A 17,519-nucleotide genomic window follows, 5' to 3' on the forward strand; every position below is an offset into this window, starting at 1 on the left:
GAGGAGGAACGAGATGGGAATCAAGATTCGCGCGCTCATCGGTGTTGCGGCCGTCGGAGCGGCTTCGATCGTCGGGGCGATGCCGGCTTCGGCCAACGGCGATGTGTACAGCAAGGCCGTCACCCCCGGCTACACCGACGCGGGCGCCAGCGCCAAGGCACACGTCGTGTTCAACAGCAGGACCTCGATCACCTACCAGAACTTCACCGTCAACGACGTCTGCCCGGGCGACAACTTCCGGGCGATGGGCCAGGCAGTCGTCCGGTACACCGACGGAACCACCTACTACGGCCCGGAGCACTTCAACAGCGGCTGCACCTCGGACCCGTGGTTCGCCTCGAGCCTGCCCTTCTCGAGCAGCAAGCGGATCCTGTGGGCCGGCGTCCGGGCTTGTGTCGACCTCGGCTCCACCTACTCCTGCGCTGCCCCGAACTACGTCTACAACCAGTACTGATGCGCTCCGGTGTGGGCGGCTTCAGGCCGCCCACACCGGTCGCTCTTTGCCTCGGGGGTACGGAGTTCGCGGTACAGGTTGAGCGCTTGGTGCAGCTCGCCACCGGCCGCCTCCGTCTCACCGGACGCCGAGAGAGCCGCGGCCAGGCCGTCATGGCTCTTCGCCCGCTCGTATGGATCGCCCAACTCTTCAGCGATCGCCAGTGCAGCCTTGTGCAGCAGTACTGCGTCGTCGGCGCGACTCAGCTCCAGCAGCGTCGTCCCGAGAGCGTTGAGGGCCTGCGCTTCGCAGTCCTGATTGCCCACCTCGCGTGCGATCGACACCGCTCGCTCGTGGATCTGATGGGCTCTGTCGAGGTCGGCCGTCTCTCGCAGAGCTCGGCCGGTCGTGATCAGCGCGTAGGCCTCACCGACCCGGTTGTTCACCTCGCGGGCGATCGCTGCGGCCTGTGCGGCCTCTGCCAGAGCTGCCTCGGCGTCTTTCAATCCGAGGTGAGCCTGCGCGCGGCTGTTGCGGAGCCGCCCCTCGGTGGCTCGGTCGCCGACCTCAGCCAGGATCGCCAGACACTGCTCGCTGTGCTCCAGGGCGTCCTCGTAGCGGCCCAGGCGTTCATCCAGATGTACTACGTTCTGCAGCGCTTGCGCAGTCGCCAGCCTCGAGCCGATCTCGTCGGAGATCTTGATACTCGCCCAATACCCGGCCAGTGCTTCGCGGTAGTCGCCGGAACGCTCGTTCACCAGGCCGAGATTGATCAGGGCGCGGAGCTCCTCCGGCCGGTCACCGGCTGTCGCTGCGATCCCCAGGGCTTCCTGGTAGACGTTCCTGGCCTTGCCGAACGAGCCGAGTCGCCAGTAGGCGACGCCGAGGCTGCTGAGTGCCCGGCCGCGCGCAGTACCGGTTGCGACTTGTACTGCGGCGTGGTGCAGGTTCTCGCCGTCGGCGTACTGGCCTGTGTCGTCCAGGTAGCGGTAGAGGATGCCAGAGAGGTCAGCGACGTGGTCTGGCCAACCGTGTTCGGCTGCGTAGATGCCGCAGGCGATCAGGTTCACGCGTTCACTCTCCAGCCAGCGCCTGGCGGCTTCGCGATCCGCGAAGGCGGCAGTGGACTCCGGTACCAGTGGGCGCCAAGCCGACTCGTGCGGCGCGTAGATCGCCATCGCAGCTGCGGCGCTCTGCCGGTAGTGGTCGAGCAACGCTGTCGAAGCGTCGCGTCGCAGCCGGGCGGGCTCGTCGTCGCGGGCTCGATGCGCCGCGAAGGTCCGGACGAGCGCGTGCAGGCCGTACCTGCCCGGCGAGCGCGTCTGGATCAGACTGCGATCGGCGAGTTCCCGTAGCTCTCCTGAAGCCTCAGCAGGTGAGGCGCCGGTCAGCGCGGCCGCAGCGGCGGCGTCCCAGTCGTCACCCGGATGCAGCGCCAGCCGCCGGAGCAAGCGGCGCTGGTCAGTGCCGAGGCTGTTGTAGGACTGGGCGAACGCAGCCTCGACCTGATCGTCCAGCCGGAGACTGCGATGGCGGTCGGCGAGCCGGTCCAGGTGATCCGACAGCGTCCATTCGGGAGTGGATGTGATTCGGCCCGCGACCAAGGCGAGCGCCAGCGGCAGGTGACCGGCATGGTCGGCGATCTTCTGGATCGCCCGTGACTCCTGGCCCGGGCCCAGCTGTCGCCTCAGCAGCTGAACGGACTCGGTCGCGGTCAGCGGCTCGAGCGAGATGGTCGCTGCCGCCGGGAGGTTGAGTCTGATCCTGCTCGTGACGAGGACGAAACTGCCGGGAGTGCCGGGCAGGAGAGGCAGCACCTGGTCGGCCGAAGCGGCGGAGTCCAGCAGGAGCACGGCGCGCTTGCCAAGGAGGAGTTCGCGGAACCGCGCAGTACGCGCAGGGAGGTCGAGCCCCTTGCCTCCTCGTTGCCCGAGGGATTTGAGACACGCATCCAGTACGGCGCCCGGGTCCGCTGGAGGGCGCGCGGGATCGTTGCCCCTGAGATCGACCGCGAACACCACCGGTTGCTTGTGAACAGCCGTCAGTCGATGAGCTGCCTCGATGGCGAGGCTGGTCTTGCCGACGCCGGCCATGCCGTCGATCACCACGACGACCGGCTCGGGTGAGCTGGCCAACTCGCAGAGCCGGCGCAGTTCTCCGGCGCGGCCGGTGAGATGGATCCGGTCGTCGGGCAGCCGCTCGGACACATTGACCACCGCGGCGTCGGCCGCAGTACCGGTGATCGCCTGATGGGCCTGCCGCCATCGCGCCGCGACCTGGTCGTCGGCCAGCGCGCGGACCACATCGACGACCAGTTCGACATCCAGCCGGCTGCGACCTGGCTGCAGGCAGCGATAGACGGTGTCGTAGACGGGCACCTCGGCAATCCGGCGAGCGGCCCGGGACCTGACGATCCGGCGGTGCAACTCGCGGTACGAAACCCCCGACCACACCCGGAGCTCCCGCAACCTGGCGGCCAACTCGTCCAGATTCGCCGCCGGCTCCGGGCCAGGCGGCCGCGCATCAGTACTCAAAGTCCCCCCGGACGTCCCGACTTCTGACTGATCAGCAACCGCCGAACGATCTCAGGTCAGCCGCCCCCAAGCAAGCCGGTGTCCAGGAAGAGCCGGCGCTCAGGTCTCCGGGAGCGGCTCGACGTCGCCTGGGGTGAGGTCGGTGCGGTGGCGTACCAGGCGGAGTGGATGGCGGTAGTGCCCCGCCTGCAAGGCCGCGTCGGCGGCGACCTCGACGACCAGCCGCGGCTGCACCTTGACGAGCGGCGTCTTGCTGCCTTTTCCCCAGTGCGTGGCGATCTCCTCGGGCCACGGATGGCGCGGGCCGGCCGGCTTCAGCAGTTTGCCGATCGCGGCGGCCTGCTCGTCCCTCAACTTCACAGTGCGGCCGACGACCTCCAGAACTTTCCCGCGGTACCGGCCGACGACCAGGACCTCGGGTGCCCGCAAGCTACCGGTGACGGCACCCACGATCACGTCCACGGTCTCGCGGTGCTTGACCTTCACCCAGTCGCGGCGACCGGGCTGGTACCTGGTCGAGGCGCCCTTGACCACCAGTCCCTCGACTCCGCTCGCCTTGAACGCCTCCAGCCATTCGCGGGCCTCGTCGACGTCGGCGGTGACCGGGGACACCTGCAGCGGAGGGATCCACCGAGCGGCCAACGACTCCAACCGCTGCCGGCGTACGGTCCATCGCATCGGCCTGATGTCGACATCACCCACAGCCAGCAGGTCGAAGGCAACGAAGGCTGCCGGCTGAGTACGCGCGACCGTGGCCGCGGTGTTGACCATGCGCTGCTGCAACGCATCGAAGTCGAGCCGATCACCAGTCCACACCACCAGCTCGCCATCGAGAACACAGTCACCGGTCAGCTGCGCCTCCAGCGCCGCCCGTACGTCGGGGAACTTGTCGGTGAAGTCCTTGCCGTTACGCGACCACAACCGCACCTCACCACCCCGGCACACGACTCCGGTCCGGCTAGTTGACTGAACTCTTCTGAGCATCGGTTGGTGCTCGAGCAGGTGTCGGGAGAGAGTGTGGCGTGCCAGTCGCAGAGCCGGGTCGTGTTGTGGAGTTCGAGTCGGGCCTGCGGTGGCGGGTGCTCTTTCCCGAGTCCGAGCACGAGGGCGCGTCGGGGTACCTACGAGAGTTGGCGGCGACGGACTGCAGCCCTGCGACATTGCGCAGCTACGGGTTTGACCTACTGCGATGGTTCAGGTTCCTGCATCGCCAGTACACCCCGTGGGAGCGGCAGAGAGGCTCGATGTCCGGGCGTTTGTTGAGTGGTTGCAGCAGGCCCCGAATCCCCAACGGATGAGGCGACGAGCTGACTCGCCGCAGCGTCAGCGACGACCTCGACGACCAGTCGCGGCTGCACCTTGATCAGCGGGTCTTCTGCCTTACCCCAGTGGGTGTCGATCTCGTCCGGCCGCAGGTGGCGTTGGGCGGCGGGCTTCAGCAGTTTGTCGATCGCGGCGGCCTGGTCGCGTGAGGTCGCGCTCAGACAGGCTTCAGCGCGCCCATGGCCTCGTCGAGCAGCGTCCCGAACGGCCTGCTGCGGTCGGTGCTGATCCATACGTCCTTCGCGGCGACCACGCAGGCCAGGGCCGCGCCGGCGACGACCGTCGGGCGTGGGTCGGTGGCCGCTGGACGGCCGGTCCGCGCCGCTACTAGCTCGGCGAGCTCGCTCTGGACACGTGAGATCCGCTCGATCTCGCCGGCGCTCAGGGCGGGGTTGTCGTGGATGACCTTCTCCATCGCGAGAGACCGTTCCGCCAGCGTCGCGTCTTCGAAGTACTCGACGACGACGTCGAACGCCCGCCGCAGCGACTCCCAGACCGGCTCGTCGGCGGGGCGTGCGGCGAGTGCCTCCACCAGCGTCTGCGACCACGCGTCGTACTTGCCCAGTACGAGGTCCTCCTTAGAGGTGAAGTAGCGGAAGAAGGTGCGCCTGGAGATACCGGCAGCCGCGACCAGGTCGTCGATCGTCGTCTGTTCGTAGCCCTTGGCCGCGAACAGGTCTTGGGCCAGCATCGCCAGCTCGGCGCGCATGGCCCGCCGAGCTCGTTCACGGACGGGAAGCGGGGTGGACTCTCTCATGTGCTCACTCTAACGCTTGAGGAGCATACTTGGCACTCAGTGCCACATATGGCGTATAGTGGCGTCATCGTCAAGCCGACCACGAAATCGGAGGTACCCCATGACCACCCCATGGACCATGACCGACATCCCCCGCCAGGACGGCCGGGTCGCCGTGATCACCGGAGCCAACAGCGGACTCGGGTTCGAGACCGCCCGCGCCCTCGCGGGCCGCGGCGCGGCCGTGGTGCTCGCCGTCCGCGACATCGACAAGGGCAAGCAGGCCGCGGCGAGGATCGCCGACCAGGCGCCCGGCGCCGACGTCACGGTCCAGCACCTGGACCTGAACTCCCTGGCATCCGTGCGCGCAGCGGCCACCGACCTCGGGTCCGCGCACCCGCGGATCGACCTGCTGATCAACAACGCCGGCGTGATGTACACGCCCCAGCAGAAGACCGCCGACGGCTTCGACCTGCAGTTCGGCGTCAACCACCTCGGCCACTTCGCGCTCACCGGGCTGCTGCTCGACCACCTGCTCCCCGTGCCCGGCTCCCGCGTTGTGACTGTCAGCAGCTTCGGTCACCGCATCCGGGCGGACATCCACTTCGACGACCTTCAGTGGGACCGCACCTACGACCGGGTCGCCGCCTACGGCCAGGCCAAACTGGCCAACCTGATGTTCACCTACGAGCTGCAGCGCCGCCTCGCCGCGCACGACAGCACGGTCGCCGTCGCAGCGCACCCGGGCAGCGCCTCCACCGAGCTGTCCCAGAACATGCCCGCCATCGCGCGGGCCGCCGCGACCGCCGTCATGCCGCTGCTCGCCCAGAGCGCCGCGCAAGGCGCGCTACCCACCCTGCGTGCCGCGACCGATCCAAGCGTGCTCGGCGGCCAGTACTACGGCCCCCACCGTATGCGCGAGACCCGCGGATTCCCCCGTGTGGTCACTTCCAGCCCGGCCTCCTACGACCTGGCAACGCAGCGTCGCCTGTGGTCCGTGTCGGAGGAGCTCACCGGCGTCACGTTCCCCGTCTGATGGGGCAGTCCCGGAACAAGCTCAGCAGCTGGCCGCCCTGTCCGATGCCTGGGGGGTTCTGTCCGGGCCTCCCGCACCCGAGGCAGACCGGCGTTGGATGAGTTCCGGTGGAAAGCACCGAAGTCGTGCCGTTCGTCCGGCGCGGCGCAACAAGCCGCAACAAGCAAGGAGAGCCACCGATGCGTGGAGTCGTGATGTACGCCCCTGGCGATGTCCGGGTCGAGGACCGCGAGGACCCGAAGATCATCGAGCCCACCGACGCGATCATCCGGATCACCGCGACCTGCATCTGCGGGTCCGACCTGTGGCCCTACCGTGGCGTCGAGCCGGTCGACCACAACCCGATGGGACACGAGTACATCGGCATCGTCGAGGAGACCGGCGACGACGTGAAGAACGTCAAGGTCGGCGACTTCGTCGTCGGATCGTTCGTGATCTCGGACAACACCTGCGAGATCTGCCAGGCCGGCTTCCAGTCCAAGTGCGTGCACGCCGAGTTCGTCTCCCAGACCATCGGCACCCAAGCAGAAAGAGCCCGCATCCCACACGCGGACGGCACACTCGTTGTCACCCCGGGTCAGCCGGATGAGGACCTCGTCCCCGCGCTGCTCGCGGCATCCGACGTACTGGGAACAGGCTGGTTCGCCGCTGACGCGGCCCAGGTTGGTCCCGGCAAGACAGTGGCGGTGGTCGGCGACGGCGCCGTCGGCCTGATGGCCGTCCTTGCAGCCCGCGAACTCGGCGCCGAACGCATCATCGCCATGTCGCGGCACCCCGAGCGGCAAAAGCTCGCCCGCCACTACGGGGCCACCGATATCGTCGAGGAGCGCGGCGAGGACGGCGTCGCGAAGATCAAGGAACTCACCGGCGGACTCGGCGCCCACTCCGTCGTGGAGGCGGTCGGCACCCAGGAGTCGTTCATGCAGGCCGTCGGCGCGACCCGCGGCGGCGGCCACCTCGGCTACGTCGGCGTGAACTACGACGTCAAGATCCCCGGTATCGAACTGTTCTTCGCCGGTATCCACACCCTGGGCGGCCCCGCTCCCGTGCGCCGCTACCTGCCCGATCTCATTCAGCTCATCTGGGACCGCAAGATCGACCCAGGCAAGATCTTTGACCTCACCCTGCCGCTCGAGCAAGCTGCAGCGGGTTACCGTGCGATGGACGAGCGCCGCGCCACCAAGGTTCTCCTGACGCTCTGACAGCCCAAGCCCGTCGGACATCGACCGGCCGGCGTGGGAGGTCCTGCCGCAACCTCCCACCCTCATCAGCTACCGACCTACGGTGGAGAACGTGACCAGCAAGGACGACATCCGGGACTTCCTCGTCTCCCGCCGCGCGAACGTGACACCCGCGCAGGCCGGCATCGACGACTTCGGCGGCGAACGCCGCGTCGCCGGCCTGCGACGCGCGGAAGTCGCTGAGCTCGCCGGGGTCAGCCTCGACTACTACACCCGTCTCGAGCGCGGCAACATCCGCGGCGCCTCCGACAGCGTCCTCAACGCCATCGCGCGAGCGCTGCTCCTCAACGACGTCGAGCGCGCCCACCTGTTCGACCTGGCCCGCGGCATCACGCCCAGCTCAGCCGTCCAGGAAGATCTCCGCGGGCGAAGCAACCCAGATGTGCGTACCTCGGTGAAGCGCGTCCTGGACAATCTCGCTGTCCCGGCCGTTGTCTCCAACTGCCAGCAAGACCTGATCGCCGCCAATCTCATGGGACGCGCGCTGCTCTCGCAGCACTTCGAGGCCGAGCGACCGAATCTGGCCCGGTTCATCTTCCTTGACTCTCGCGCCCGCGAGTATTACGTGGACTGGCCACTGGCCTGCAGTCTGACCGCCGCGATGCTGCGCTACGAGGCCGGTCGCGACCCGCTCAACGGTGAACTCACCACCCTGGTCGGTGAGCTGTCCATGCGCAGTCCCCAGTTCCGCAAGGACTGGGCCGACCAGGACGTCCACGAGCACCGCACCGGAACCAAGGCCTACCGCCACCCAGAGGTCGGCGAAGTGACGGTCACGTACGACGTCTTCGCCGTACCTGGCGAGCCGGGGCTGTCGATCATCACCTACACCGCCGAAGAAGGCTCGGAGACCGCCGACAAGTTCGCCTTGCTCTCCGCCTGGGCCGCAACCCACAACCGGCAACGCTGAACAACACGCCGCGGGCAGCGAACAGCCCGTCGAACCACTCATAGCGCATCGCCCTGCCCACGGTCGCTCCGCCCGTGGTCGCACAGACCTGTCCCGGTACAGACCAACCCCCTACCTGCACAGCCAAACAAGGAGACATCGATGAACGAGAACCACGAGGCTGAAGGACGCGACAACTCGACCAACGCGCGGCTGCACCGGCGCAGCCTGCTGAAAGCAGCCGGAGCCGGCGCAGCCGCGGCCGGCGCGATATCCCTCGGCGGCACCTCGAGCGCTCAGGCCGCCCCGGCACCGAACGTCCAGCAGGCCGGAGCCCCCAGCGGCAACGCGGCGGACGGAGCCGACAACTTCTACACCAGCGACAAAGTCACCGTCCGCAAGGTCAGGTTCAAGAACCAGTACCAGATGGCCGTCGTCGGCAACCTCTTCACCCCCAAGGGACTCGACCGTCGCACGACGCACCCGGCGATCGTCGTCGGTCACCCAATGGGTGCCGTGAAGGAACAAAGCGCCAACCTGTACGCCACCAAGATGGCAGAGCAAGGATTCGTGACGCTGTCCCTGGACTTGTCGTTCTGGGGCGGAAGTGAAGGCCGGCCGCGGCAGGCGATCTTGCCCGACGTCTTCACCGAGGACTACAGCGCCGCCGTCGACTTCCTGGGAACCAGGGACCTCGTCGACCGGAACCGCATCGGCGCGATCGGCATCTGCGGCAGCGGCGGCTTCGTCGTCAGCGCGGCCAAGCTCGACCCGCGGATCAAGGCGATCGCCACCGTCAGCATGTACGACATGGGCGCAGTCAACCGCAACGGCCTCGAGCACTCGCAATCACTCGAGCAGCGCAAGGAGATCCTCGAGTCAGCCGCCCAGCAGCGCTACGTCGAGTTCACCGGCGGCGAGACCGTGTACTCCGCCGGGGCACCCCTTGAGATCACCGAGGAGTCTGGCGACATCGACCGCGAGTTCTACGACTTCTACCGCACGCCGAGAGGCGAATTCACTCCTCCAGGCGCGTCGCCGCGCCTCACGGTACGCCGCCCGCTCACCGGCGAGGTCAAGTTCATGAACTTCTACCCGTTCGACGACATCGAGACGATCTCCCCACGGCCGTTGCTGTTCATCTCAGGCGATCAGGCCCACTCCAAGGAATTCAGCCAGGACGCCTACGAGCGCGCCGCCGAACCGAAGGAACTGTTCTGGGTGCCCGGCGCCGGCCACGTCGACCTCTACGACCGCGTCAACCTGATCCCCTTCACCAAACTGACGAACTACTTCCGCCAGCACCTCACCGCCTGACACCACCGCGTGCGTGCGGGGAGCATGCGTCAACGCTCCCCGCACACTGGGGGGCTCAATGCCCGGTTCCGCGGGCCACGACCGAGGAGTGGATCGAGTTCGAGGACCATTTCCTGCTGCGCAAGCTGACGCTCGGAGAGTGTCACCGCCCCTACGGCACACCGTGCGTCCATGAACCCGCGTGCACGAGGTGCCGGTTCCTGCGGGTCGATCCCGCGCAGCTGCCACGGATCGAGGAGATGACCAGCCACGCCGAGGCCCGCCTGGGCGAGGCCAAGACTCAAGCCTGGCTTGGGGAGGTCGCCGCGCTGGAGGAATCGCTGAGGCATCGGCGACGGCGCTAGGCCGATGCTCGCCGGCAGTTGCACGGCGCTGGTGTGACGTTGAGCTGATCAGTCGGTTGGCAGCGTCTCGACATCCGCGGGACCGAAGCTCGGACTAGGGGATTTCGCCGGATCGTCTCTACCAGGGGAGGGGCTGCTCGTCTTGGTAGTAGTGACCGGTGCCCGCCTCGGCGGGCAGGTTCACGACGTGCTTGATGCTGGCCGCGCCCTCTGCAACCGGGCGCCCACCTTCGCCGCCGAGATCGGTAGCGGTCCAGCCCGGGCTCGCGGAGTGGACGGTAATCGCGTCGGCGGCGAGCTCGGCGGCCAGTGATCGGGTCAGCGCGTTGAGCGCCGCCTTGGAGACGCTGTAGGCGGAGGTGTGCGCGCCCATGCGCTCCAGTGAGGCCGCTTCGCTGGACACGTTGACGATCCGCCCAGCCGGAGCCTTGCGCACCATCGGCAGCAGCGCCTGTGTCGTGCGCCAAGCGCTGAAGAGATTGATTTCCAGCGCGTCCTGCGCCTTGGCCAGTTCAACACTCGAGGGCTGCTGACCGTAGTCGAAGATGCCTCCGACGTTGTTGACCAGCACATCGAGGCGGCCGTACTCGTCCGCGATCTGCTGTGCTGCCGCCTCGATGCTCTCCTGGTCCGAGGTGTCCAGCTGGATCGGGTGGGCATCGCCGCCGATCTCAGCCGCTGCCTTGGCCGCGGCTTCCGCGTCGCGGGCAGTGACCAGCACGGTGTCGCCGTCGGCGGCCAGCTGAGCGGCCAACTCGCGGCCGAGACCACGGTTCGCGCCGGTGATGAGGATGATGCGTGCCATATCTGGTGTCACTTCCTTCTGAGATTCGGGCTGAACGCGGGGCCGGTCAGGGCCCCTGCACTGGCGTCCGTATCGGACGCGCCCCTTAACCACCAGTCTGAACAGACGCATCCACATGGACAAATAATCTGGCCGGAAATCGGCTAGAGTTCAGCATTATGGAATCCGACAACTCGTCCGGCCGCGTGATCCAGTCGGTGCAGCGCGCCTTCGACCTGCTGGAACGCGTCGCCACGCACTCCGAAGGTGCCAGGCTGAGCGAGCTGGCCGACGGCGCCGGCCTCAACCGCAGCACCGCCCACAATCTGCTCGCCTCACTCGAGGAGCTGGGCTACATCACACAGGACAAGAAGGGTGCCGCCTACCGGCTGACCAGCAAGCTCAACCGGCTACTGCGCCTGGATGCTGAGGCTGAGCTCGCTCTGCGGGCCCGCCTACGTCCGGTACTCACGGCCGTGAGCGAAGCATCAGGCGAGTCGAGTTTTCTCGCGCTCGTCACAGGCACCGAGTACCTGTGCGTGGATGCGGTGCAGTCTGACAAGCCTCTCCGCTTGGCAGTGCGCCCTGGGGAGCGCAAGCCGCTACTCGGGGAAGCTCTCGGCCACGCCCTACTCGCCGCCGATCCCGATCTTGCGCGAGCCGTCCGCTTCGACGATCCGCAACGGTGGCAACAGCACGCACACGAGATCGCTGACGCGGGGCACCATGGCTTCGCCCTCGACCTGGACAGCCAGCAAGCTGGCATCTCCTGCGTCGCCATCGCGGTCACCCCACGGGCCGCGATCGCAGTTGCCGGGCCCACGATCCGCCTCCCGAAAGCGCGACTCGTCACCATCGGCAGGAAAATCCGAGAAGAGCTGGACAAGGCACGACCGGCCAACCAACAGTGGCTATGAAGTCGCCACCGCGGCGCTAGCGAGATGACGCCAGTCCGCACCGAGGCATCGAACCGACCCAGCATCGGCGTCCTCCAAGCTGGGACCGGCGATCGATACCTGAGGCAGCCACGCCTCCTGAATCGCTTGACATGTTCAGTGAAGAAACCCGTCCCACTTCAACTCGTACCTCGAACCGCCGGGCAGCCCGTGCCGCCCGGGCAGCTTCTCCTCCACCCGAGCCAGCTCCAGCCCAACCGGCCCGATCAAACCGGGCCCAAGCTTGCCCATACCCCCAGGGTTGCCCTAGGCAAGCACTTCCCGCCACCCCGAGCCGATACTCCGTTGCCGCGGCGTCGGCGGTTCGGTTGGATGCGGGGTATGGCATCGGGCGTCGGGCTGGTTCTGTTGTGTGGGACTGCGTTCTCCGGGAAGAGTACGGTGGCGCGGTTCCTGGCGCCGCGGCTCGCTGCGCGGATCGTGAGTCTTGACGAGATCAATGAGCACCGCGGCTTGTGGGGTGGCGACGGCATCCCGGCCGAGGAATGGATCCGGACCCATGAGCTGGCATCCGAGGAGGTCCGTGCGCTCCTGAACTCAGGGACGTCTGTCATCGTCGACGACACGAGTTCGCCGCGGTTCCTGCGGGACGGCTGGCGTTCACTGGCGGCGTCAGCGAACGCCGGATTCAGCCTCATCTACATCGACGTGGATCAGGCGACGATCCGCCGACGCCGGGCTGACAATCAGGCGGACCCGCGCCGACGCGATGTCGCGGACGCAGTACTCGATCAGCACCTGGCCGACTTCGAGCCGCCACAGGACGATGAGAACGCGGTACGAGTGCAGTCCGCCGACGACCTGCAGGACTTCACGCTTGGTCGGTAGCCACGATCCAGAGCACCGACGACAGACTGATCCTGTACCGCGTGTCTCACCCTCGAACGGGTCGCGATCAGGCGGTCGGGAGGAGTTCGGCGAGCAGTGCGCGGACCCTGGTTTCGATCTCGTCGCGGATCGGCCGGACCGCCTCGATACCGCGCCCGGCCGGGTCGTCCAGTTGCCAGTCCAGGTAGGTCTTTCCGGGGTAATACGGGCATTCGTCACCGCAGCCCATGGTGATGACGACGTCGGCCGCCTGCACCGCGCCATCGGTCAGCGGCTTGGGGAACTCTCTCGAGATGTCCAAACCGATTTCAGCCATCGCCTCGACGACGGCCGGGTTCAACTGGTCGGCGGGCTTCGAACCGGCGGATCGTACGACGACCCGTCCGGCCGCGTGGTGATCAAGGAGCGCAGCGGCCATCTGAGATCGACCGGCGTTGTGGACGCAGACGAACAGCACCTCAGGCGTGGTCCCGGACATGTCGCTCCTCGAGGAGATCAGGAGATGAGGGCTGGTTCGGGGATGGAGAGCAGCGCCGAGACCCATTGCATGCGCTCAGGCAGGGACCAGTAGTAGACCCAGGTGCCGCGGCGTTCGCAGTCGACGAGGCCGGCCTGGCGCAGGACGCGGAGATGGTGGGAGATCGTCGGGCCGGACACGTCGAACTGCCCGGTGAGGTCGCAGACGCAGATCTCGCCGCCGGCCGAGGCGATGATCGACATCAACCGCAGCCGGATCGGGTCCGACAGCGCCTTGAACACCGCGGCGCCCTCGGCTGCCTGCGTCTCGTCCAGCGCCGAGATGGAGATCGGCGCGCAGCAGCCGCCGCTTGGCTGGACCGAGATCTCCTGTTTCGACATGCGCCTATCTTGACTCCTGTCTAATCACGATGCAAGCTGAAGGCCGCTGATTAGATGAACTTCTACATAGTGGAGATCGACCGTGAACGAGCAGAACACCGCCACGCCGGCGGCGCCGGCAGGACCCGTCGTGGTAATCGGAGCCGGCCCGGTGGGACTGGCCGCGGCCGCGCACCTGGCCGAGCGGGGGATGGACTTCCTCGTCCTGGAATCAGGGCCGGGCGTCGCCGCCGCGATCGAGGAATGGCGGCACGTGAAGCTGTTCAGCCCGTGGCGCTACGACCTCGACTCCGCTGCCCGCCGTCTGCTCCAGCAGACCGGCTGGGTCGAGCCGGATCTCGGCAAGCTGCCGACCGGCGGCGACCTGATCGACTCCTATCTCGAACCACTCACCAAGACCCCGCAGCTCAACGACCGGATCCGCTACAACGCTCAGGTCGTGGCAGTGACCCGGCTCGGATACGACCGCGTCCGTACGGCGGGCCGCGAGCAGGCACCGTTCCTGATCAGGCTCGCCGACGGCACCGAGATCCTCGCCTCCGCGCTGATCGACGCCGCCGGGACCTGGCGACGCCCGAACGTGCTGGGCGGCTCCGGCATCCCGGCCCGCGGTGAAGCCGACGTCGCCGAGAGCATCGCGCCTGCACTCCCCGACGTGCTCGGCCGCGACCGCGACCGGTACGCCGGACGCCGTACTGCGGTCGTCGGCGCCGGCCACTCCGCCGCCACCACGCTGCTGGATCTCGGCGCGCTCGCCGAAGAGGTTCCCGGTACGGAGATCGTGTGGGTGGTGCGTGGTACCGACCAGGCTCGCACCTATGGGGGCGGCGAGGCCGACGAGCTGCCGGCCCGTGGCGCGCTGGGCAGCCGGCTGAAGAAGCTCGTCCAGTCCGGCCAGGTCGAGCTCGTCAGCAGCTTCCGTATCGAGGCTGTCTCCCGCACCGCCGACGGCCGCGTCGAACTCGCGGCCGGTGAGCGTCGAGTGGTCGCCGACACGGTGGTCAACTCGACCGGTTTTCGCCCCGACCACGACATGGTCGGCGAGCTGCGCCTCGACCTGGACTCGATCATGGGCTCCACCCGAGCGCTCGCTCCGCTGATCGACCCGAACCAGCACTCCTGCGGCACTGTCCCGCCGCACGGGGTCGACGAACTGGCTCACCCCGAACCCGGCTACTACGCGGTCGGCGCGAAGTCGTACGGCCGGGCACCGACCTTCCTACTGGCCACCGGCTACGAGCAGGCCCGGTCCGTCGTCGCAGCACTGGCCGGTGACTGGGCAGCGGCCCGGGACGTGCAGCTGGACCTGCCGGAGACAGGCGTCTGCTCCTCGAACCTCGCTTACGGCGACAGCAGCGACGAGACCGCCGGCGGCTGCTGCGGTCCCGCACCACAAGCCGTCGAGATCGCCGCACCCGCCGGCCGTGGCCTGGCCACCGGCATCAGCGGCGGTCTACTGACCGTCATCGACGACAAGCCCGCCACCCAATCGGGCTGCTGCAGCTGATGACCCCGGCCGCGGCGACCGCCACCACTCTGGCGTCAGGCGATCGCCGCGGCACTCAGCGCCGCGAGGTAGTAGCTGCGCTCGCCATCACCACCACCATCGGCTACGGCGTTCTGTACTACGCCTTCAGCGCCCTGCTCGCGCCGATGAGCCGCGACCTGCATATCTCCACCACCGTCGCCACCGGTGCACTGACCACCGCCGTACTCGTCAGCGCTGCGATGGCGATACCTGTCGGCCGCTGGCTCGATGCGCACGGCGGGCACGGCGTCATGACCACCGGATCCATCCTGGCGGCCGTCGCCGTACTGGCCTGGTCTCAGGTGCAGAACACTGCCCAGCTGTACGCCGTGTTCGTGGCAATCGGCGCTGCCTCGGCAATGGTGCTCTATCAGCCCGCCTTCGCGATCATCGTCGCCGTCACCGCACCACCGAAGCGCGCGAACGCCTTGCTGAGCATCACTCTCGTCGCCGGGTTCGCCAGCTCGATCTTCATCCCGCTCACCGGTCAACTCATCCAGGCGACCGGATGGCGCCACGCGCTGATCGCCTTGGCCGGCATCGTCGCTGTGATCACCGTGCCCGTGCACGCTTTCGTACTCCGGCGCACGCAGCCGACCGCACCGGCAAGCAGTCACCACCTGCGGCGGTCACCGGCCCGGGTGATCCGCGACGCCGGCTTCTGGCTCATCGCCGTCGCGTTCGTTCTGCACAGCGCAGCCCTCGCGGTCCTGGCCGTGCACCTGGTCACCTACCTCACCCAGCTCGGTCACACACCGACGACCGCGGCAAGCCTCACCGGGCTGCTCGGCCTCTTGTCGGTCACCGGCCGCGTCATCACCACCCTCGCGAAGCGATGGTTGCCGATCACCCTTATCGCCGCCACAATCATCGCCCTGCAAGGGATTGCGATCGCTCTGCTGCCCTTCATCGGGCAGAGCATCGCTGGAGCGGCGACCAGCCTGGGACTGTTCGGGCTCGGCTTCGGCGTAGCGTCGATCGCCACACCGGCCATCCTGCTCGACCGCTACGGTGACCAGGGCTACGCCACCATCGCCGGCATTCTCGGAACCTCGACCACCATCAGTCGCGCGACCGCGCCGCTGGCCGCCGCTGCCCTCGCGACCGGCATCGGGTACCGGCCGCTCATCCTCGTCGCCGGCGCAGCCTGCCTCATCGCCGGAGCAGCTCTCGCTCTCACCCAACACCTCCCGCCCGACGCGACCACTCGGCGTACGGCGTGCTGACCAAGGTCGCGGGAGACTTGCATCCTGTACTCCGGCACGGGTTTACCGTCGAAGCATGACGACAGAATCCTTGACCCTGGGCGAGGGCGACCCGGATTGGGTTCCGCAGGCCTGCACGCTGCCGACCGCCGAGCAGCCGCTGCGCGTCGCCGAGTTCGACGAACTGTTCGCGACCAGCCTTCACGGTGTGAAGCGGGTAGCGCCGAACCGGCTGGAGCTGCGCCTGGACCCAGCCGCCGAGGCAACCGCGCGAGACCTGACCGCCCGCGAGACGAGCTGCTGCTCCTTCTTCACCTTCGACTACCTGGCCGTCGACGACGGCGAGCTCCCGCTGCACCTCACCGTGCCTGACGCCCACCTCGCCGTACTCGATGCCCTGGCAACGCGAGCCGCCAACCTGCAGACACCAATTTGATCGTGCCGGAAGAACCAGCCGGTCTGGTCGACCGAATGGAACATCACCAGCTCGCCTTGTATCTCGCGGCTATCGCGGCAGGAGGTTTGCTGGGCTGGGTAGCGCCGTCGGCAACTCCGGGAATCGAGCAGGCCATCAGCCCGGTTCTCGGCACGCTGCTGTTCGTGACATTTCTGCAGGTCCCGGCCGCCGAACTGCTGCGCTCGTTGCGCGCAGGGAGGTTCCTTGCCGCGACCTTGGTCGTCAACTTCGTCGTGGTGCCGTTGGTGGTCGCGGCGATGTTCTTCTTCCTGCCCGACGATCAGGCCGTGCGCATCGGCGTACTGCTAGTGCTGCTCACGCCCTGCGTTGACTACGTGATCGTCTTCTCCCGGTTGGCCGGAGGCGCCAGTCATCGGCTGCTCGCCGCCACACCGCTGCTGCTGCTCGCGCAACTGCTGCTGTTGCCCGTCTTCCTCTATCTGTTCATGGGATCGGAACTGGCCGACATCGTGCAGATCAAGCCGTTCGTCGAGGCATTCGCCTTCCTGATCGCCGTTCCCCTCACGCTGGCTTGGAGTATGCAGGCCTGGGCTGCCCGCAAGCCGTCTGGACAAAAGGTGTCCGCGGCAACGAGTACGACGACGGTGCCGCTGATGGCGGCAACCCTCTTCACCGTCGTCGCTTCCCAGGTGCCCAAAGTCAGCGACAGCCTCGGTGACGTCGTCGCCGTAATCCCGTACTACGTTGCTTTTCTCGTCCTCATGCCCTTTGCCGGGCTAGGCGTCGCCCGCCTCTTCGGTCTCGCCGCATCGGCCACGCGCGCGATCGTGTTCACCGGGGCCACCCGCAACTCTCTCGTCGTACTGCCTCTCGCCCTCGCGCTCCCCGACCCGCTCGCCATCGCAGCCGCGGTCGTGGTCACTCAGACCCTCGTGGAGGTTCTCGGCATGGTTGCCTACGTCCACCTCGTACCGCGCCTGGTCCCAACCACCAGAACCACAGTTACCCCGTGACCATCTCACTTCAGCGGCTCGTGCGCAGTCCCACCGGGAGGGTGATTCGTCGGTTGGCGTCGTATTCGGGGGCGTG

General features: G+C 67.6%; 18 protein-coding genes. 11 read left to right on the top strand and 7 right to left on the bottom strand.

The window, feature by feature from the left end:
* The first annotated feature begins 13 nt into the window (after positions 1 to 13).
* Positions 14 to 454 carry a hypothetical protein gene (locus tag DIZ26_RS31770; RefSeq protein WP_112248257.1) on the top strand — a complete coding sequence of 147 codons (441 nt, stop codon included), beginning with the start codon at positions 14 to 16 and terminating at the stop codon, positions 452 to 454.
* Here the strand turns inward: DIZ26_RS31770 and DIZ26_RS31775 are convergent.
* From DIZ26_RS31775 to DIZ26_RS31790, 3 genes are all read right to left on the bottom strand, one after another.
* Positions 439 to 2,967 carry a tetratricopeptide repeat protein gene (locus DIZ26_RS31775; RefSeq protein ID WP_157979873.1) on the bottom strand — a complete coding sequence of 843 codons (2,529 nt, stop codon included), beginning with the start codon at positions 2,965 to 2,967 and terminating at the stop codon, positions 439 to 441. The genes DIZ26_RS31770 and DIZ26_RS31775 overlap by 16 nt on opposite strands.
* A gap of 99 nt (positions 2,968 to 3,066) precedes the next feature.
* Positions 3,067 to 4,128: an ATP-dependent DNA ligase gene (locus DIZ26_RS31780; RefSeq protein WP_332872750.1), complete on the bottom strand. Its 1,062-nt coding sequence runs from the start codon at positions 4,126 to 4,128 to the stop codon at positions 3,067 to 3,069.
* A 319-nt stretch (positions 4,129 to 4,447) separates the two neighbouring features.
* Positions 4,448 to 5,047: an acyl-CoA-like ligand-binding transcription factor gene (locus DIZ26_RS31790; protein ID WP_198676387.1), complete on the bottom strand. Its 600-nt coding sequence runs from the start codon at positions 5,045 to 5,047 to the stop codon at positions 4,448 to 4,450.
* A 100-nt stretch (positions 5,048 to 5,147) separates the two neighbouring features.
* Here DIZ26_RS31790 and DIZ26_RS31795 point away from each other — a divergent pair, with 100 nt between their 5' ends.
* From DIZ26_RS31795 to DIZ26_RS31810, 4 genes are all read left to right on the top strand, one after another.
* Entirely contained in the window at positions 5,148 to 6,062 is a 915-nt protein-coding gene (locus tag DIZ26_RS31795; RefSeq protein ID WP_112248260.1) for an SDR family NAD(P)-dependent oxidoreductase, read from the top strand.
* Positions 6,063 to 6,241: 179 nt separating this feature from the next.
* Positions 6,242 to 7,264 carry a zinc-dependent alcohol dehydrogenase family protein gene (locus DIZ26_RS31800; RefSeq protein ID WP_198676388.1) on the top strand — a complete coding sequence of 341 codons (1,023 nt, stop codon included), beginning with the start codon at positions 6,242 to 6,244 and terminating at the stop codon, positions 7,262 to 7,264.
* A 91-nt stretch (positions 7,265 to 7,355) separates the two neighbouring features.
* Positions 7,356 to 8,213, top strand: a complete 858-nt coding sequence (locus DIZ26_RS31805) for a helix-turn-helix transcriptional regulator (protein WP_112248715.1) — start codon at positions 7,356 to 7,358, stop codon at positions 8,211 to 8,213.
* A 141-nt stretch (positions 8,214 to 8,354) separates the two neighbouring features.
* Positions 8,355 to 9,509: an alpha/beta hydrolase gene (locus DIZ26_RS31810; RefSeq protein ID WP_112248261.1), complete on the top strand. Its 1,155-nt coding sequence runs from the start codon at positions 8,355 to 8,357 to the stop codon at positions 9,507 to 9,509.
* A gap of 462 nt (positions 9,510 to 9,971) precedes the next feature.
* Here DIZ26_RS31810 and DIZ26_RS31820 read toward each other — a convergent pair whose 3' ends face one another.
* Entirely contained in the window at positions 9,972 to 10,658 is a 687-nt protein-coding gene (locus DIZ26_RS31820; protein ID WP_112248262.1) for an SDR family NAD(P)-dependent oxidoreductase, read from the bottom strand.
* 158 nt (positions 10,659 to 10,816) lie between these two features.
* Here DIZ26_RS31820 and DIZ26_RS31825 point away from each other — a divergent pair, with 158 nt between their 5' ends.
* Entirely contained in the window at positions 10,817 to 11,554 is a 738-nt protein-coding gene (locus DIZ26_RS31825; RefSeq protein WP_112248263.1) for an IclR family transcriptional regulator, read from the top strand.
* 135 nt (positions 11,555 to 11,689) lie between these two features.
* On the opposite strand, the gene DIZ26_RS38660 is transcribed toward DIZ26_RS31825, so the two are convergent.
* Complete coding sequence (locus tag DIZ26_RS38660) at positions 11,690 to 11,824, bottom strand: hypothetical protein (protein ID WP_269815413.1); 135 nt, start codon at positions 11,822 to 11,824, stop codon at positions 11,690 to 11,692.
* Positions 11,825 to 11,914: 90 nt separating this feature from the next.
* Here DIZ26_RS38660 and DIZ26_RS31830 point away from each other — a divergent pair, with 90 nt between their 5' ends.
* Positions 11,915 to 12,421 carry an AAA family ATPase gene (locus DIZ26_RS31830; RefSeq protein WP_112248264.1) on the top strand — a complete coding sequence of 169 codons (507 nt, stop codon included), beginning with the start codon at positions 11,915 to 11,917 and terminating at the stop codon, positions 12,419 to 12,421.
* Positions 12,422 to 12,488: 67 nt separating this feature from the next.
* Here the strand turns inward: DIZ26_RS31830 and DIZ26_RS31835 are convergent, their stop codons facing one another.
* Positions 12,489 to 12,899: an arsenate reductase ArsC gene (locus DIZ26_RS31835; protein WP_112248265.1), complete on the bottom strand. Its 411-nt coding sequence runs from the start codon at positions 12,897 to 12,899 to the stop codon at positions 12,489 to 12,491.
* 17 nt (positions 12,900 to 12,916) lie between these two features.
* Positions 12,917 to 13,279 (bottom strand): ArsR/SmtB family transcription factor, encoded by a 363-nt coding sequence (locus tag DIZ26_RS31840; RefSeq protein WP_112248266.1) that lies wholly within the window; start codon positions 13,277 to 13,279, stop codon positions 12,917 to 12,919.
* Positions 13,280 to 13,361: 82 nt separating this feature from the next.
* Here DIZ26_RS31840 and DIZ26_RS31845 point away from each other — a divergent pair, with 82 nt between their 5' ends.
* Genes DIZ26_RS31845 through DIZ26_RS31860 form a run of 4 tightly spaced genes read left to right on the top strand, consistent with a single transcriptional unit; the run spans position 13,362 to position 17,443 of the window.
* Positions 13,362 to 14,786, top strand: a complete 1,425-nt coding sequence (locus DIZ26_RS31845; RefSeq protein ID WP_112248267.1) for an FAD-dependent oxidoreductase — start codon at positions 13,362 to 13,364, stop codon at positions 14,784 to 14,786.
* On the top strand, positions 14,786 to 16,033 hold the full coding sequence (locus DIZ26_RS31850) for an MFS transporter (protein ID WP_112248268.1): 1,248 nt from the start codon (positions 14,786 to 14,788) through the stop codon (positions 16,031 to 16,033). The genes DIZ26_RS31845 and DIZ26_RS31850 overlap by 1 nt, the downstream gene beginning before the upstream one ends.
* Positions 16,034 to 16,088: 55 nt before the next feature.
* Positions 16,089 to 16,448: a hypothetical protein gene (locus DIZ26_RS31855; RefSeq protein ID WP_112248269.1), complete on the top strand. Its 360-nt coding sequence runs from the start codon at positions 16,089 to 16,091 to the stop codon at positions 16,446 to 16,448.
* Between the two features lie 2 nt (positions 16,449 to 16,450).
* Positions 16,451 to 17,443, top strand: coding sequence for an arsenic resistance protein (locus tag DIZ26_RS31860; protein ID WP_232828743.1), 993 nt, complete (start codon positions 16,451 to 16,453; stop codon positions 17,441 to 17,443).
* Positions 17,444 to 17,519: the final 76 nt, after the last annotated feature.

Origin of the sequence: Kribbella monticola, from assembly GCF_003261635.1 — a bacterium.
Taxonomy (GTDB): Bacteria; Actinomycetota; Actinomycetes; order Propionibacteriales; family Kribbellaceae; genus Kribbella; species Kribbella monticola.

What these genes read in the sequence shown, in the direction of transcription:
- DIZ26_RS31770 (WP_112248257.1), top strand. Translation starts at nt 14, where the DNA reads ATGGGAATCAAGATTCGCGCGCTCATCGGTGTTGCGGCCGTCGGAGCG.
- DIZ26_RS31780 (WP_332872750.1), bottom strand. Translation starts at nt 4,128, where the DNA reads ATGTCGCAGGGCTGCAGTCCGTCGCCGCCAACTCTCGTAGGTACCCCG.
- DIZ26_RS31790 (WP_198676387.1), bottom strand. Translation starts at nt 5,047, where the DNA reads ATGAGAGAGTCCACCCCGCTTCCCGTCCGTGAACGAGCTCGGCGGGCC.
- DIZ26_RS31795 (WP_112248260.1), top strand. Translation starts at nt 5,148, where the DNA reads ATGACCACCCCATGGACCATGACCGACATCCCCCGCCAGGACGGCCGG.
- DIZ26_RS31800 (WP_198676388.1), top strand. Translation starts at nt 6,242, where the DNA reads ATGCGTGGAGTCGTGATGTACGCCCCTGGCGATGTCCGGGTCGAGGAC.
- DIZ26_RS31810 (WP_112248261.1), top strand. Translation starts at nt 8,355, where the DNA reads ATGAACGAGAACCACGAGGCTGAAGGACGCGACAACTCGACCAACGCG.
- DIZ26_RS31820 (WP_112248262.1), bottom strand. Translation starts at nt 10,658, where the DNA reads ATGGCACGCATCATCCTCATCACCGGCGCGAACCGTGGTCTCGGCCGC.
- DIZ26_RS31825 (WP_112248263.1), top strand. Translation starts at nt 10,817, where the DNA reads ATGGAATCCGACAACTCGTCCGGCCGCGTGATCCAGTCGGTGCAGCGC.
- DIZ26_RS38660 (WP_269815413.1), bottom strand. Translation starts at nt 11,824, where the DNA reads ATGGGCAAGCTTGGGCCCGGTTTGATCGGGCCGGTTGGGCTGGAGCTG.
- DIZ26_RS31830 (WP_112248264.1), top strand. Translation starts at nt 11,915, where the DNA reads ATGGCATCGGGCGTCGGGCTGGTTCTGTTGTGTGGGACTGCGTTCTCC.
- DIZ26_RS31835 (WP_112248265.1), bottom strand. Translation starts at nt 12,899, where the DNA reads ATGTCCGGGACCACGCCTGAGGTGCTGTTCGTCTGCGTCCACAACGCC.
- DIZ26_RS31840 (WP_112248266.1), bottom strand. Translation starts at nt 13,279, where the DNA reads ATGTCGAAACAGGAGATCTCGGTCCAGCCAAGCGGCGGCTGCTGCGCG.
- DIZ26_RS31850 (WP_112248268.1), top strand. Translation starts at nt 14,786, where the DNA reads ATGACCCCGGCCGCGGCGACCGCCACCACTCTGGCGTCAGGCGATCGC.
- DIZ26_RS31855 (WP_112248269.1), top strand. Translation starts at nt 16,089, where the DNA reads ATGACGACAGAATCCTTGACCCTGGGCGAGGGCGACCCGGATTGGGTT.